Origin of the sequence: Gilliamella sp. Lep-s35 (genome assembly GCF_009795845.1) — a bacterium.
GTDB lineage: Bacteria > Pseudomonadota > Gammaproteobacteria > Enterobacterales > Orbaceae > Gilliamella.
Genome location: NZ_WTEX01000004.1, coordinates 1 through 14701, shown reverse-complemented (window position 1 = coordinate 14701; position 14701 = coordinate 1). Strand labels below are relative to the sequence as shown.

15 protein-coding genes, 2 pseudogenes and 1 riboswitch are annotated in these 14701 nt (G+C 37.4%); of the genes and pseudogenes, 7 read left to right on the top strand and 10 right to left on the bottom strand.

The window, feature by feature from the left end:
* Positions 1 to 54: 54 nt before the first annotated feature.
* Together rnt and GQ590_RS02600 are read left to right on the top strand one after the other, a co-directional pair.
* Positions 55 to 735 carry a ribonuclease T gene (gene rnt / locus GQ590_RS02605; RefSeq protein ID WP_337189570.1) on the top strand — a complete coding sequence of 227 codons (681 nt, stop codon included), beginning with the start codon at positions 55 to 57 and terminating at the stop codon, positions 733 to 735.
* A complete protein-coding gene (locus GQ590_RS02600; protein ID WP_160406378.1) occupies positions 725 to 889 on the top strand; it encodes a hypothetical protein in 165 nt (54 codons plus the stop codon). The genes rnt and GQ590_RS02600 overlap by 11 nt, the downstream gene beginning before the upstream one ends.
* 7 nt (positions 890 to 896) lie before the next feature.
* Here GQ590_RS02600 and GQ590_RS02595 read toward each other — a convergent pair whose 3' ends face one another.
* The 5 genes from GQ590_RS02595 to yejK all read right to left on the bottom strand — a co-directional run bounded on the left by GQ590_RS02595 (position 897) and on the right by yejK (position 4584).
* Positions 897 to 1223, bottom strand: a complete 327-nt coding sequence (locus tag GQ590_RS02595) for a Grx4 family monothiol glutaredoxin (RefSeq protein WP_160406511.1) — start codon at positions 1221 to 1223, stop codon at positions 897 to 899.
* A gap of 124 nt (positions 1224 to 1347) precedes the next feature.
* Positions 1348 to 1494: a hypothetical protein gene (locus tag GQ590_RS02590; protein ID WP_160406377.1), complete on the bottom strand. Its 147-nt coding sequence runs from the start codon at positions 1492 to 1494 to the stop codon at positions 1348 to 1350.
* A gap of 160 nt (positions 1495 to 1654) precedes the next feature.
* The gene (locus GQ590_RS02585; protein WP_160406376.1) at positions 1655 to 2695 is read right to left on the bottom strand and encodes a hypothetical protein; all 1041 of its coding nucleotides are present in this window, start codon (positions 2693 to 2695) and stop codon (positions 1655 to 1657) included.
* Positions 2692 to 3537 (bottom strand): deoxyribonuclease IV, encoded by an 846-nt coding sequence (gene nfo / locus GQ590_RS02580; RefSeq protein WP_160406375.1) that lies wholly within the window; start codon positions 3535 to 3537, stop codon positions 2692 to 2694. Before nfo ends, GQ590_RS02585 begins: the two co-directional genes overlap by 4 nt.
* Before the next feature lie 42 nt (positions 3538 to 3579).
* The gene (yejK, locus tag GQ590_RS02575; protein WP_160406374.1) at positions 3580 to 4584 is read right to left on the bottom strand and encodes a nucleoid-associated protein YejK; all 1005 of its coding nucleotides are present in this window, start codon (positions 4582 to 4584) and stop codon (positions 3580 to 3582) included.
* A 169-nt stretch (positions 4585 to 4753) separates the two neighbouring features.
* On the opposite strand from yejK, the gene GQ590_RS02570 reads away from it, so the two are divergent.
* A complete protein-coding gene (locus GQ590_RS02570; RefSeq protein WP_160406373.1) occupies positions 4754 to 6130 on the top strand; it encodes an MATE family efflux transporter in 1377 nt (458 codons plus the stop codon).
* 31 nt (positions 6131 to 6161) lie between these two features.
* Here the strand turns inward: GQ590_RS02570 and GQ590_RS02565 are convergent.
* The 3 genes and pseudogenes from GQ590_RS02565 to clpB all read right to left on the bottom strand — a co-directional run bounded on the left by GQ590_RS02565 (position 6162) and on the right by clpB (position 10142).
* Positions 6162 to 6762, bottom strand: a pseudogene (locus tag GQ590_RS02565) (transposase).
* A gap of 411 nt (positions 6763 to 7173) precedes the next feature.
* Positions 7174 to 7440 (bottom strand): hypothetical protein, encoded by a 267-nt coding sequence (locus tag GQ590_RS02560; protein ID WP_160406372.1) that lies wholly within the window; start codon positions 7438 to 7440, stop codon positions 7174 to 7176.
* 128 nt (positions 7441 to 7568) lie between these two features.
* Complete coding sequence (gene clpB, locus GQ590_RS02555) at positions 7569 to 10142, bottom strand: ATP-dependent chaperone ClpB (RefSeq protein WP_160406371.1); 2574 nt, start codon at positions 10140 to 10142, stop codon at positions 7569 to 7571.
* A gap of 286 nt (positions 10143 to 10428) precedes the next feature.
* A riboswitch (PreQ1 riboswitch) is annotated at positions 10429 to 10474 on the top strand.
* A gap of 3 nt (positions 10475 to 10477) precedes the next feature.
* Between clpB and queD the strand changes: the two genes are divergently transcribed.
* Both queD and GQ590_RS02545 read left to right on the top strand, forming a co-directional pair.
* Complete coding sequence (gene queD / locus GQ590_RS02550) at positions 10478 to 10900, top strand: 6-carboxytetrahydropterin synthase QueD (protein ID WP_065635568.1); 423 nt, start codon at positions 10478 to 10480, stop codon at positions 10898 to 10900.
* A 1-nt stretch (position 10901) separates the two neighbouring features.
* Entirely contained in the window at positions 10902 to 11516 is a 615-nt protein-coding gene (locus GQ590_RS02545; protein WP_160406370.1) for a 7-carboxy-7-deazaguanine synthase QueE, read from the top strand.
* Positions 11517 to 11584: 68 nt separating this feature from the next.
* Here the strand turns inward: GQ590_RS02545 and pgeF are convergent, their stop codons facing one another.
* Together pgeF and rluD are read right to left on the bottom strand one after the other, a co-directional pair.
* Positions 11585 to 12352 carry a peptidoglycan editing factor PgeF gene (gene pgeF / locus GQ590_RS02540; RefSeq protein WP_202112842.1) on the bottom strand — a complete coding sequence of 256 codons (768 nt, stop codon included), beginning with the start codon at positions 12350 to 12352 and terminating at the stop codon, positions 11585 to 11587.
* 5 nt (positions 12353 to 12357) lie between these two features.
* Positions 12358 to 13332 (bottom strand): 23S rRNA pseudouridine(1911/1915/1917) synthase RluD, encoded by a 975-nt coding sequence (rluD, locus tag GQ590_RS02535; protein ID WP_065635565.1) that lies wholly within the window; start codon positions 13330 to 13332, stop codon positions 12358 to 12360.
* 92 nt (positions 13333 to 13424) lie between these two features.
* Here rluD and bamD point away from each other — a divergent pair, with 92 nt between their 5' ends.
* Both bamD and GQ590_RS12430 read left to right on the top strand, forming a co-directional pair.
* Positions 13425 to 14219: an outer membrane protein assembly factor BamD gene (bamD, locus tag GQ590_RS02530; RefSeq protein ID WP_160406369.1), complete on the top strand. Its 795-nt coding sequence runs from the start codon at positions 13425 to 13427 to the stop codon at positions 14217 to 14219.
* 235 nt (positions 14220 to 14454) lie between these two features.
* Positions 14455 to 14654: pseudogene (locus tag GQ590_RS12430) on the top strand (hypothetical protein); the annotation flags it as partial.
* Positions 14655 to 14701 lie beyond the last annotated feature (47 nt).

The following is a 14701-nucleotide window of genomic DNA, read 5'->3' as shown; positions in this document are numbered from 1 at the left end:
ACCGTTTAAAAACTGGCATAATAGCCCTTTTTTGACGAATTAAGATAAATTATTGTGCCAAACGCCAAATTATGTGAACGCTTTCGGGGGTTTTATCCCGTTGTCATTGATATTGAAACCTCGGGGTTTGATCCCAAACTCAATGCCATATTAGAAATTGCCGCCATCACTCTAAAAATGACGCCCGACGGCTGGCTAGAACCAGAAAAATCGCTACAATTTAATGTCAATCCATTTGACGGTGCTATTTTGGAGCCTGCTGCACTTGCCTTTAACGGCATCGACCCCAGCAACCCATTACGGGCAGCAGTAGACGAAAGGCAAGCCCTAGATGAAATATTCAAAATGGTCAGATCAGGCATCAAAGACAGCGGTTGCACGCGCGCAGTCATTGTGGCACATAATGCACATTTTGATCACAGCTTTTTAATGGCAGCAGCAGAACGCTCAGAAATCAAACGCAATCCATTCCACCCATTTGCTACCTTTGACACAGCATCACTCAGTGGCTTAATTTTTGGACAAACAGTGCTTGCCAAAGCTTGCCAAATGGCACAAATCACCTTTGATCACAAACAAGCTCACAGTGCACTATACGACACTCAAAAAACGGCTATACTTTTTTGTAAAATTGTTAATCGACTAAAATCACTTGGAGGATGGCCTTTGGTATCTATCGATAGTAAAATGGAAACCGAAACACCAATAGAGACAAATGAACATAATGAGCAATAAACTAAAAACAAGCAAACACACTAAAACAATAGATGATTTAGAAAAAGCCATGCTCAATACAGACAAAGCCAAAAAAGCGTACGAAGATGCTCAATATGAATGGCATCTAAAAGAGTTGCTTGCAAAAGCGCGCTCAACTGGCGCGCTTGATTGATTGGAGATTAAGATTTGTGCTTTTCAGCCGTTTGCTTAATAATCGTTTGCAACTCGCCAGTTTGGAACATTTCTAACATAATATCACAGCCGCCAACAAGCTCGCCTTCAACCCATAATTGTGGGAATGTAGGCCAATTAGCAAATTTTGGTAACTCGGCACGAATATCAGGGTTTTGTAAAATATCAACATATGCAAACGCTTCACCACATTGCGACAAAACCTGCACAGCCTGAGCCGAAAAGCCACAACTTGGCAATTTTGGCGAACCTTTCATATATAAAATAATTGGATTGTCAGCAATTTGTTTTTTGATTTTGTCGAGTGTTGTCATTTCAGTTGTCATGCAATTTCCTTGGTAATTATTGCGTAATAAACTAACTATTTTAACGTAGAATTAGGGTTGTGACTAATGCTATCTTGAATCAAATCAGTTTAATGGAGATTTTTGCAGCTGATTATGGATGAGGAGAAAATCCATCAAAATAACCAAATAAAAAACCAACAAAATCAATATCTTTTAATTCATCTAATTTAGTCGCTGTTTCCAAAGAAATTTCATCTAAGTTTTTAGATTGAATGCTTGATCCTTGCCAAAATACCAAACACTGCCGACCGCTATCATTTTATCGTTTTGATAATATTGTTGTTCAGGCGTCATCTAACTGTTAGCTGAATGACGATGGATATGATTATAATAGATATTCAAATAGTACTTTATTAATCTGTCTGCTCGTTTTTGCCTACTAAAATAATGTACCGGATTTAATACCGTGCATCACACCTTGGCACAAAATAGTCGTGCAGTGGACGCATAAATTGGAAAACAGGAGTACAGGAAAATGATGATGATTTGAAACCAAACACAACGGGTGGCTCATTTTTTAAAATTTTACCTGTCCATTGATATATAAACTCATCTTTATTATTTAAGCTATTTAGTGGGTAAAACATGTCACCTTCAGCTATACCTTCAATCTCATTCGTTATTATATTGGAGTTGGAGTCTAATATAATTAAATGCCTTGCTATGATTTCATCACTTTGAATAAGCTTGCTTTTATCTTTGTTGGTATAGTTTTGTATAAAAAAACGAAAACCATTTGCTTCAGCCAAATAACAGTCCATTTTTTCCAAACTTTTTATATCTCCCCAAAATGCTATAGCGGTAATTTCATCGTCTTCATCAAGAACAGGAAAGTCCTGTTCATTGATTTTGTTCCAAAATAAAGGCGTTAATTGCTCTTGTACAAAAGGGTTTTCTTTGCCGATATAAACAAGGCTAGATGGATGGTCTTTAAATATTTTAGAATCTAATTTAAAACCAAACATATAATCAGATAAATCAAAAAAATCTTCACTACTGCTATAAGGATTAACAATAGCTAAAGCTTTTAAGCTATTAATAGGAAATGATTTTAAATAATTTTTTTCATAATCATAAATAAAAACCGTATCGTTTTCAGATATTCCAACTTCAGAAAAAAATTTAGCACGATATGAATCAGTCAATAAATATTCTTTCTTTTTGTAATTTTCTCTTTTTCCACTAGGAATTAAAAAGACTCTTTCTTTATACTCTTTATCATATAAATTAATATCATCAGATAATGAGATGAACGTAAAACTAGGTTCATCTTCAATATAATTAATAAATTCTAGCGAATAGATTCGAATATCTTTTCTATAACCACTACCATCAAATTCTTTCAATTTATTACGATCAAGGCTTTGAGCATAACTATAGAAACTCAGTGGCACTAAGATAAAAATCAGAAACAAAAAATAGAATAATTTCTTTATCATTTATTCATCTGTTCCTTTAACCAGTTTATTTCTTGTGCCCAAATATCGGGATCAATAGTTTCTAAGATAAGAGGAATTTCGTCAATTCTTGGGTCTTGCATGATATATTTAAATGCCGCTTCGCCAATATTGCCTTTGCCTAAACTGTGATGGCGATCGACATGGCTAGCAAATTCGCTTTTGGCATCGTTTAAATGCATGCCTCGTAAGTATTGAAAACCGACTATTTTTTCGAACTCAGCAAAAGTTTCTTGGCAAGCTTGTTCGGTACGTAAATCGTAACCAGCGGCAAAAGCATGGCAAGTGTCAATGCAAACTCCAACTCGGCTTTTGTCTTCGACTTGGTCAATGATTTGCGCAAGATGTTCAAATTTATAGCCTAAGTTAGAGCCTTGTCCAGCCGTATTTTCGATAACAGCAACCACATTTTGTGTTTTGTCGAGCGTAATGTTAATCGATTCGGCAATGCGTGCTAGGCATTCATCAACCGATATTTGTTTTAGATCGCTTCCTGGGTGAAAATTGAGTAATGTTAATCCTAATTGTTCACAACGTTGCATTTCGTCTAAAAACGCAGTGCGTGATTTTTCAAGTTGTTCACTATCGGGGTGGCCTAAGTTAATTAAGTAACTGTCGTGTGGCAAAATTTGTTTGCTGGTAAAGCCATATTTTTCGCAGCGTTTTTTGAAGCTGTCGATGGTGGCTGTTTCAAGCGGTTTGGCGTGCCATTGCCGTTGGTTTTTGGTAAATAGCGCAAATGCGGTTGCGCCAATTTGATAGGCATTTATCGGGGCGTTATCTACCCCACCTGCTGCACTTACATGTGCACCAATGTATTTCATTTTTTGTCCTAATAACGTTGTTAGTTTATGATTAGCGGATAATTAGTTCGAGCCGCTATTGCGTTGTAGCTGATCACGCAAATTAGGCGGTACACCTTTAATAACCAGTGAGTCAGTCTGTGGATCCCATTTTATACGTTCACCTAACAAATTTGAATCGAAGCTTAAGGTTAATCCGCCACCGCTGCCCGAGAATTTTTTAAGTTGGCGCAATGCACTACGATCAACGGGGAATGTGTCTTCTAAGTCATATTCGCTGTTTTTAATAAATTCGATAAAGTTGTTATCGTCACTTGTTGGTAGTTCGTTGGCTAGATTTTTTAGTTCAATTTCTTCACCAGCTTGTAATTGAGCTTGACAGTAATTGTAGACGCTTTCACGTACGTTGGTTTTGTCTTGTTTGTCAAATTGCATTTCTTGGCAGTAATCATCTACCGCTTTAACCAGTGTTTTGTTTTGTGCTTTCGCATCTAATCCTTCATTAGCACCTAGGTAGTCCATAAAAAAGTCAGATACTTTTCGCCCTACTCGACCTTTTAAGAAAGTTAGGTATCGTTTTGAGTCGGCTTGGGTTTCCCATTCGGTCATGTCTATACGGGCAATAATATCGGCATGGTCAATATCTAGATATTGCGTTTCGCTAATATCTAAGTCTTCATTAACTAACATACTTAAGCAACTATTTAACACCGCAATAATTAAGTATTCAACCGCCAAATAACGATATTGGCAAAACACCACCGTTCCTCCTTCTGCAAAAGGATATTTGGCAAGTTCGTTGCGTAGTTGTTTGGTTGATTCTTGGCTAAAATGTAAAAAATCTTGATTGCCTAGCCGTAGTTCTTTTAGTGATTGTTCAAATAAGCTTTCGCTATTAAATAATCCATAGGCTTTGCTTTTGTTATTATAGATGCGGTTGATATCTTCAATTAAATTAATAACCGCTTGCTCATTACCTAGCGTTGAGTCACGTAATTGCAGTTCGATCTCGGTGTCACTTTTTCTAACTAATTTATGTAATATGATATTTTCGATTTGTACACTCATTAGAAATTCCTGTTTAGAGCTTGAAAAAATAGTGTTCATTTTAGCAAAACACGAAAAAAGTGCTATCAACAATTAATAAGTCTGTTAGACTAGTAGGCATAATTTCAAATTTATACTCAAACGTATATCTTATCTGAAACTTCTTTATCTAACGATAGGAATAAAAAATATGGTGAAATCTCACGATATTTATCACGATTTTAGGCAAAAAAAAATTAGTGCTTTGTTTTGGCAATATGCGTTACCCGCCATTATCGGGACAATAGTTAACACACTTTATAATATTATTGATGGTGTTTTTATTGGCCATTGGATTGGGCGCGAGGCATTAAGTGCCGCTGGTCTTATTTTACCGGTAATGAATTTGGCAGCAGCAATTGGTATGCTAGTTGGAATCGGTTCGGCCAGTCGTATTTCGATTTTTTTAGGTCGTGGTGAAAATGATAAGGCCGAAAAAGTCGCTGGTACGTCATTTGTGCTAACTGCGGTGCTGAGTGGTTTTACGTTGTCGATGTTACTTATTTTTGTTGATCCCGTGTTGCGTTTTGTCGGTTCTAGCCCTGTTAATCATGTTTATGCTAGAGAGTTTTTAGAGATTTTTCTACCTGGTAGTATCTTTTTAACCCTGACTTTTAACTACAATAATATGATGCGCGCAAGTGGTTATCCATTTAAGGCAATGGTCACTATGTTTGTTAGTGTGATTGCCAATATTATTTTAGCGCCAATTTTTATTATTGGTTTAGGCTGGGGAATGCGTGGAGCTGCACTGGCAACAACGTTGTCGATGATGATTAGCTTTGTGTTTGTTATGCAACATTTTTTAAATAAGAATAGTAATATTAAGCTTTATCGTCGTAATTTTAAGTTGGACTTTTCAATTGCAAAATCGGTTATATCAATCGGTTTATCGCCTTTTTCAATGCAAATGGCTGCGTCAATTGTTGTGGTGTTTATTAACTGGCAACTTAATCGCTATGCGCCACTTGCTGGCGTATCTGGTGATGATTCCATTGCCGCTTTTTCTAATGCTAACCGACTTATTACGCTAGTGATTATGATTGTTATTGGTATCAATCAAGGTATGCAACCTATTATTGGTTATAATTATGGTGCTAAAAATTATGATCGCGTTAAAAAGACGTTCTTTTATGCTGTGAAAGTGGCAACGGTTGTAACTTCGCTCGGTTTTGTGTTAGGATTTTTTATTCCAGATATGTTGGTGCGAGCTTTTAGTTCAGAGGAAGATCTTGTAGCATTATCAGCCATTGCGTTGCGTTTTACTACACTTTCGTTTATTTTTGTTGGCTTTCAAATGGTGACTACTAGCTTTTTCCAATGTATTGGTATGGCAAAAATTTCGATTTTATTAAGCCTTTCAAGACAAATTTTGATTTTGTTACCTGCCCTTTATATTTTGCCGTTATTTTTAGGATTCAGTGGCGTTTGGGCGGCAGCACCAACGGCAGATCTACTATCTACAGGTACGGCTTATCTTGTTTTATACTGGTACTTTAAATCAATCAAAAAAAGACAAAATCTTTAAATACCCATCCCAAATTTTGTGTATTTACCCGTTAAAGGTGACCATGAACTCGGTCACCAAATTCTATCATAAATCGACTCATCGCACTTTTCCAATTTTTAATTGGCATTGTCCATTTTTTAGATGCTTGTTGTATCGCTAAATAGATCACCTTTTTCTCCGCATCATCTGTTGGAAAAACTTTACGTTTTTTAATAGCGTGCGAATGACGCTATTAAGTGACTCTATCGTGTTAGTTGTGTAAATCGCCTTACTGATATCTTGCGGATAAACAAAAATTGCTTTGAACGTATCCATAATTTCTCTTGTGGTCATGCCTTTAGCGTACAAAAATAAGATTTGATGATTGATTTTATCGATTCGCGTTTGATGTTTTTTGATGAGCTGTGGTTCAAAATGGCTTTCCCTGTCACGAGCAATGGTCAGCTCTATCTCTCCATCATCACAAATAACCATCTTTTTACTATACTCATTGCGGCTATTACTGCCATGTTTCTTCTGATTTTTTTATGTCCAAGATGTTCGGTCATTTCAGCATTTAAGGCTGTTTCGATAATCAGTTTATTCATAAAACCGGTTAATTTACCTAAATCTTTTTGGGTTTTTATTCCTTTGGCAAGCTCGGCTGCCATTTCTTTTAGTCTTTTTTAGTCCATTTGTATTTACTTCTTTTTTTACTCAATAGAGTAGTTTAAAAATCAGCAAATACAAAAATTTATTTATAGGGTCTCTTTTAGCAATGTATCTGCTTTCTGTTGGGTTTCAATCTATTTATGTTGATTTATGAAATTAATTACAGGTTGCCAAATTTCTTGTTCTGCGGCTTGATAATCCCATAAAGGGGTAACCAAATCATCTAATATTTGCAATTAATTTATCGAGGAAATTTTTTGAATAGGCTTGACGTTGTTCTTCTGATATGGCTAGCAGCCTTTCTGACGTAATGTATTTGCGCTTTTGCCGTGGGTTTTGAATAAAATTGCCTAAACTGCATAATTCTTTCTCGTTTTCACATTCAGAATAGGAAAAGGAATAAGTTTGTTCTACTTGTTCAAAACATCTGCAATTTGTGGTAAGTTTACTGCTTTCATTGCGGGTACAACATATTTTGCTGTAGCATAATTCCATAGAAGATTACACCAACCATCGCTTTGCCAATTACTAATGGTATGAATGATAACAAAAGCATAGAAGGCATTTCGTTTCAGTTTTGTGCTTAGATCTGATTCGCAAGGGATACACTCATAAATCTTATCAAAGAACGTTATTACATCTTCAAAATCAGATAGCTTTTGATTCCTAGTTAACATATTAATTGTTATCTTACTATTCCCTTATCCTATTTTATTTGAATTTTAGCATTATTGAAAAGCAGTGAAATGCCACTTTAACAGTGGCCTTAAACCGACCCTTTAGGTCGGTTTGTTGTTTTGGTGTGTTATTGCTGTTTCGCTTCAATATTGTCACCCACTAAATCCAGCTCAATAGCTTTACCCGGAACTAATTTGCCTGACAATATTTGTTGCGCTAATGGATTTTCGATCTCTTGTTGTATTGCGCGTTTTAGTGGTCTTGCACCATAAATTGGGTCAAAGCCCACTTTGGCAAGATGTTCTAACGCCGCATCTGAAATATCCATTTGGTAACCGCGTTCATCTAAACGTTTTTCAACGTGTGCTAATTGAATTTTGGCAATCGCTTTGATGCTTTCTTGTCCAAGTGGGTGGAACACGACAGTTTCATCAATTCGATTGATAAATTCTGGTCTAAAGTGTTTAGCTACAACGGTCATAACCAGTGCTTTCATTTCGTTATAACTTAGATCAACTTGACCTTGAATTAGGTCAGATCCTAAGTTTGATGTCATGATGATAACCGTGTTACGGAAATCAACAGTGCGACCTTGCCCGTCGGTTAAGCGTCCATCGTCTAACACCTGTAGTAGGATATTAAACACATCAGGATGCGCTTTTTCAACTTCGTCAAGTAAAACGACCGAATAAGGGCGACGTCTTACCGCTTCGGTTAAGTAACCCCCTTCTTCATAACCCACATACCCCGGAGGCGCACCGATTAAACGTGCGACTGAGTGTTTTTCCATAAATTCAGACATATCAATTCGCACCATAGCATCTTCGCTGTCAAACATAAAGTTAGCAAGCGATTTGCATAGTTCGGTTTTACCGACACCCGTTGGTCCTAAAAATAGGAATGATCCAATTGGTTTGTTCGGGTCTGATAACCCAGCACGACTACGTCGAATCGCATTGGCAACCGCAACAACCGCTTCTTGTTGACCAATAACGCGTTTGTGTAGCGCATCTTCCATATGTAATAATTTTTCTTTTTCGCTTTCGAGCATTCTTGAAACAGGAATGCCTGTTGCTTTTGATAGCACTTCGGCAATTTCGTTATCGGTCACTTTGTTACGCAATAACTTCATGGTTTTGCCTTCTAACTGCGTTGCCGAGGCGAGTTTCTTTTCAAGCTCGGGTATTTTGCCGTATTGTAATTCGGACATTTTACTGAGATCGCCTGCTCGGCGCGCTTGTTCTATTTCAGTGCGTGCTTTTTCTAATTCGGCTTTAATGTTTTGTGTGCCTGAAACAGCAGCCTTTTCAGATTTCCATTCTTCTTCGAGCGATGCGTACTGTTTTTCCTTTTCTGTAAGCTCTTCATTTAACATTTCAAGACGTTTTTTACTGGCATCGTCTGATTCTTTTTTGAGTGCTTGTTGTTCCAATTTAAGTTGGATAATACGTCTTTCAAGGCGATCTAAAGATTCAGGTTTAGAGTCCATTTGCATACGAATGCTTGATGCGGCTTCGTCAATAAGGTCTATCGCTTTATCTGGTAGCATACGATCTGAGATATATCGATGCGACAAAGTTGCCGCAGCTACGATCGCAGGATCGGTAATTTGTACATGGTGGTGCAATTCGTAGCGTTCTTTTAATCCGCGTAAAATAGCAATCGTGTCTTCTACTGTTGGTTCAGCAACGTAGACTTTTTGAAAGCGACGTTCTAACGCTGGATCTTTTTCAATATATTGGCGATATTCGTCAAGTGTGGTTGCCCCAACGCAGTGTAATTCACCACGCGCTAATGCTGGCTTTAACATGTTACCTGCATCCATTGCGCCGTCGCTTTTACCTGCACCGACCATGGTGTGGATTTCGTCAATAAATAGGATGATGCGCCCTTCTTCTTTGGCTAAATCTTTAAGTACCGCTTTTAAGCGTTCTTCAAATTCACCACGGTATTTTGCACCCGCAATTAATGCGCCCATGTCTAACGATAAAACACGTTTGTTACGCAAACCTTCAGGCACTTCGCGGTTGACAATGCGTTGCGCAAGCCCTTCAACAATGGCGGTTTTACCTACACCCGGTTCACCAATAAGTACAGGGTTGTTTTTGGTTCGGCGTTGTAATACTTGAATGGTACGACGAATTTCTTCATCACGACCAATTACAGGATCTAACTTACCTTGCTCTGCACGTTCAGTTAAGTCAATGGTGTATTTTTTAAGTGCGCCTCGTTGATCTTCGGCATTAGGATCGTTCACGTTATCGCTCCCTCTTACTTGGTTAACTGCTTGGCTAAATTTGTCTTTATTGATGCCTGATTTTTTAAGGATATCGCCTAGGCTGCCTTTGTCTTCTAAAGCGGCAAGTATAAAGAGTTCTGACGAAATATAGCTATCGCCATTTTTTTGCGCTAATTTGTCACACAAATTTAAGACACGAATAAATTCTTGTGATGGCAATACATCAGCCCCGACACCTTGAACTTGTGGTAATCGGTCAATCGCTTGTGTTAGTTCTTGCTGTAAAATAGCCGCATTAGCGCCCGCTGCATTCAATAATGGCGCAACGCTGCTACCTTCTTGGTTGAGCATGGCTGTTAGGACATGCACTGGCTCGATATATTGATTGTCTTTACCTAATGCTAGCGATTGTGCATCAGCTAAAGCTTGTTGAAATTTGTTGGTAAGTTTATCTAACCTCATAGTTTAATCTCCTGAGCAATAGATTTGGTGTAAATGCTTAATACATTTATACCATTTGCATTGATCACTAAATGAGTGTGGAAGAATAATTTTCAAGATCGGGGGAAGAATATTTTTATAAAATTTGTACAACAAAATCATTTACTAGTTTAGGCTTAATCAATGCTAAAATAAAGTGGTAGTAAGAATAACTATAGTCAATAAATATCATTTAATTAACCAGTGAAAATGACAAATTGCCGTTTATCGATTATAGTAGTGCTCCCTTTTTATTTTGTTAGATTATCTAACCGTGGTTCGTAACCCATCCCACGCAAAAAAACTAGGAATACAACATGTTCAAAATAGCCAAAGAATTTCAATTTGATGCTTGTCATATGTTAGACGGGCATAATAAGAAATGTCACAATCTGCACGGTCATACTTACCGTTTATTAGTCGAAGTCAGCGGTGATCTTATTGATAGCGGTTCAAGCCAAGATATGGTCATGGATTATGCCGATTTAAAGCAAATCGTTAAACAGTATATTGTTGATTCTCTCGACCATGCTTATCTTTATAATCAAAATAATCCTAATGAGTGCCGTATTGCGTCGTTACTGCAAGAAATGGATCGCAAGATTTTTGCCTTTCCTTGCCGAACAACGGCCGAAGGGATGAGTCAGTTTATTTTCGATCATCTGTCGCAATATTTGCCTGTTTCGATGATCAAATTATGGGAAACCCCCACTTCGTATTGCGAATATCGTCGGAGTTAATATGGTTGAGTTTCGTATTGTTGAAATCTTCGAATCTTTACAGGGCGAAGGTTATAATACTGGCATGCCTGCGGTTTTTATCCGTTTTGCTGGGTGCAATTTGAATTGTGCTTGGTGTGATACTAATTTTCGTCAGTTTACTCGCTTTTCGTTGGCGGAACTGCTTGACAAAGTGAGCGAATTTAAAACTAAAAATATCATAATTACTGGCGGCGAGCCAACCATGGTTAAAGCGTTACCTGAATTGCTTTTGCCACTTAAAAAAGCGGGGTATTTTATCGCCATTGAAAGTAATGGGCTTGGTAAGGTCGATCCGTTAGTTGATTACATTGCACTTAGCCCTAAATTTTGCTACCAATCACGTTACCAAAAAATAGTTCAATCCACCGCTAACGAGGTGCGTATTGTTGCTGAAAATCACCCCGATTTTATCGATTTTTGCCAATATATTGAAACTCATATTCAAGCCAAACACTATTATCTATCGCCTTGTGAAAAAGATGGTACGTTTAATATGTTTGAAACAATAAAGTTGTTAGGAAAAATCAACCAAAATCGACTGGATAATAAATGGTTTTTGAGTGTGCAAAGCCATAAGTTTGCCAATATAGAATAAAAATCCAATACTTTAAAAAACAAAAAATATCGTTAATACTTAATAGGTAAGATTAACAAAATTAATTTTTATTCGAACCAAATCATTGATGCCATCCTACCGGTCTTACTTTCTCGACGGTATGAAAAAAACGTGTCTTGTTCGGTATAAGTACAAAAATCACCGCCAAAAATCTTAGTTACCCCCATTGCTTGTAAGCGTTGTTTTGCAATTAAGTAAAGATCGGCTAGATATTTTTGTTCTATAGGGTTAATTAATTTAAAGGCTGTTTTTGCGTTGCGGTCAATGCTTTCAAATTGTTCCTTAACTTCAATACCAACTTCGAACTTTTTAGCGCTGATTGCTGGCCCAAGCCATGCAATGATATTTGACGGTGGCGAGGCAAATTTTTTGACGGTTTCTTCCAGTATTCCGTTACATAATCCTCGCCATCCTGCATGCGCTGCCGCAACTTCGTCACCTTTGGTTGTACAAAATAAGACAGGCAGGCAATCGGCTGTTAGTACAACGCTCACTTGTTTGGGTTGATTAGTATACGATCCGTCGGCTTCTGTCGTTTGGTTAGGAATGTTACCTGTTGCCGTTTTTAAAGGATTTTGCGATATGTCTAACACTATGGTGCTATGGGTTTGAGTTAACCAATAGGGTTCGCTAGGTATTTGTTCTGCCTGTATAACACGCTGGCGGTTTTGGGTTACATGCGTTAAATTATCGCCTATTCGACTTCCCATATTTAAGCTTGTAAATGGTGCCATACTAACACCGCCTATTCGTGTTGTGGTCAAGGCATGGACGTTTTTGGGGGCTGTCCAATATGGGTAAATCGATTTTATCATGTTGGTTACCAATCTAGTTCGTCTTTGTGTTGTTCGGTATCTTCTTGCAAGGCCTGAATTAGCGTTTGCATATCTTGCGGTATTGGAGCATTCCATTGCATAAGTTCGCCTGTAATAGGGTGATACAGACGTAACATGGTAGCATGCAGTGCTTGACGATCAAAATCGCGCAAGGTTTGAATAAACGATTCGCTTGCACCTTTAGGAGGTCTTGGGCGTCCGCCATAGAGTGGATCGCCAATTAATGGGTGAGCAATATGCGCCATATGTACACGAATTTGGTGCGTTCGGCCTGTTTCTAAACGTAAGCGTAAACGAGTATGTAGGCGGTACTTTTCCATCACTCTGTAATGTGTTACGGCAGGTTTTCCTGTTGGAAATACCGCCATATGAGTACGTTTGGTTGGGTGACGGGTGATTGGTTGATCAACAGTGCCTCCTGCAGTGATAATGCCCATGGCAACAGCTTCATATTCCCGTGTAATTTCACGATGTTGAAGCGCATCAACTAAATGGGTCTGAGCATTAATGGTTTTGGCAACAACCATTAAGCCTGTAGTGTCTTTATCGAGTCGATGAACAATACCTGCTCGCGGCACGCGTGCTATATCAGGATAATAATGCAATAAGGCATTTAATACCGTACCATCAGGATTGCCTGCACCTGGATGCACAACTAAATCACGAGGTTTATTAATCACTAAAATGTCATCATCCTCGTAAACAATATCAAGTTTTATATCTTCGGGTTGATGATAGGTTTCTTCTTCGATTTCAGCATTGATTGTGATTTTTTCACCACCTAATACTCTTTCTTTAGGTTTGTTGACAATAACATCATTAACAATGACTTTATTATTGACAATCCAATCTTTTATTCTTGATCGTGAATAATCAGGAAAAAGCGCTGATAAAGCTTGATCTAAGCGCATCCCTAATTGGGTTTGTTCAATTTCGGTTGATAATTTTAACTTATGCATGTGTAATTTATCTATTTTAAGCTGTTATGTTTTAGAGTATTATATACCAATCATTGCCTTTAATGTTTAATTATATTTGGATTGAAAACTGAATGAAATTACGTTTACACTCTTTGTTAGCAATTGTTTTAAGTGGCTTGCTAATTGGCTGTACGTCTTCCAAACCCGATGTTGAAAATGTACCGGAAATAGAGCTTTATAATAAAGCAAAATCAGATCTTGAAAATGGCAATATTAAATCTAGTATTGCTGTATTAGAGGCTATGGACAAGAACTATCCATTTGGTCCTTATTCACAACAAGTACAACTTGATTTGATTTATGCTTATTATAAGTCAGCTGATTTACCATTAGCGATTGCATCAATTGACCGTTTTTTAAAGTTGAATCCAACACATCAAAATATTGATTGGGTTATTTATATGCGTGGTATTTCAAATATGGCGCAAGATGATAACATGATTCAAGGTTGGTTTAACGTTGATCGTTCAGACCGCGATGCTGATTATGCAGCTGCTGCATTTAAAGATTTTACTTATTTAGTATCAAGTTTTCCAAGCAGTCAATATACGGCCGATGCGCAAAAACGCCTTGTGTTTTTGAAAAACAGATTAGCGCGCTATCAGTTAAAAATAGCTCAGTTTTATACTAAACGCGGTGCCTATGTAGCGGTAGTTAATCGTGTGACTGATATGCTATCAATGTTTCCTGATACCGATTCAACTAAAGAAGCATTGCTGTTAATGCGTAATGCTTATAACCAGTTAGGTTTAGTTAACGAAACACAAAAAATCGATCAGCTAATTCAAGCCAATCTTGAAAGCATGCCAAAACAAGAACAAAAATCGTTTTTATCAGGCTTTACTAGTGTTTTTAATGGCGGTTAGGCTGTTTTAAATTTAAGCTCAAATCATTATTCTACATAACATTAATTGCTATTTATGTTTGATTAAATAGCAATTATTTTCGTTTGTGATAGCTCAATCAACGTACCGCCTCCGAAACGAAAGATATGATAATAAAATTGCTAACGCCGTTTAAAAAATGGTTAAAAGCATCACCTTTGATAATGGAACCGAATTTAATTATCATCATGCTATTGAGCATTATTTAAATACTAGCGTATACTTTGCGGAGCCTTATAAAAGCTGGCAAAGAGGTACAATGAAAACACCAATGGCTTAATACGTCAGTTTATACCTAAGTCAGCGGCCATTTCATTAGTTGACGACGAACAGATAAAGAAAATACAATATCTATTAAACTCACGCCCAACAAAACGGCATTGTAAATACCCCAAACTTAGTACAAAACTCACATAGAAAATCACGCTGCCTGTTTTTGTGTTTTAAATTCAATCGGCGTCATA

Coding starts and splice junctions, on each gene's coding strand:
- GQ590_RS02600 (WP_160406378.1), top strand. CDS start 725: ATGAGCAATAAACTAAAAACAAGCAAACACACTAAAACAATAGATGAT.
- GQ590_RS02595 (WP_160406511.1), bottom strand. CDS start 1,223: ATGACAACACTCGACAAAATCAAAAAACAAATTGCTGACAATCCAATT.
- GQ590_RS02585 (WP_160406376.1), bottom strand. CDS start 2,695: ATGATAAAGAAATTATTCTATTTTTTGTTTCTGATTTTTATCTTAGTG.
- nfo (WP_160406375.1), bottom strand. CDS start 3,537: ATGAAATACATTGGTGCACATGTAAGTGCAGCAGGTGGGGTAGATAAC.
- yejK (WP_160406374.1), bottom strand. CDS start 4,584: ATGAGTGTACAAATCGAAAATATCATATTACATAAATTAGTTAGAAAA.
- GQ590_RS02570 (WP_160406373.1), top strand. CDS start 4,754: ATGGTGAAATCTCACGATATTTATCACGATTTTAGGCAAAAAAAAATT.
- GQ590_RS02560 (WP_160406372.1), bottom strand. CDS start 7,440: ATGTTAACTAGGAATCAAAAGCTATCTGATTTTGAAGATGTAATAACG.
- clpB (WP_160406371.1), bottom strand. CDS start 10,142: ATGAGGTTAGATAAACTTACCAACAAATTTCAACAAGCTTTAGCTGAT.
- queD (WP_065635568.1), top strand. CDS start 10,478: ATGTTCAAAATAGCCAAAGAATTTCAATTTGATGCTTGTCATATGTTA.
- GQ590_RS02545 (WP_160406370.1), top strand. CDS start 10,902: ATGGTTGAGTTTCGTATTGTTGAAATCTTCGAATCTTTACAGGGCGAA.
- pgeF (WP_202112842.1), bottom strand. CDS start 12,352: ATGATAAAATCGATTTACCCATATTGGACAGCCCCCAAAAACGTCCAT.
- rluD (WP_065635565.1), bottom strand. CDS start 13,332: ATGCATAAGTTAAAATTATCAACCGAAATTGAACAAACCCAATTAGGG.
- bamD (WP_160406369.1), top strand. CDS start 13,425: ATGAAATTACGTTTACACTCTTTGTTAGCAATTGTTTTAAGTGGCTTG.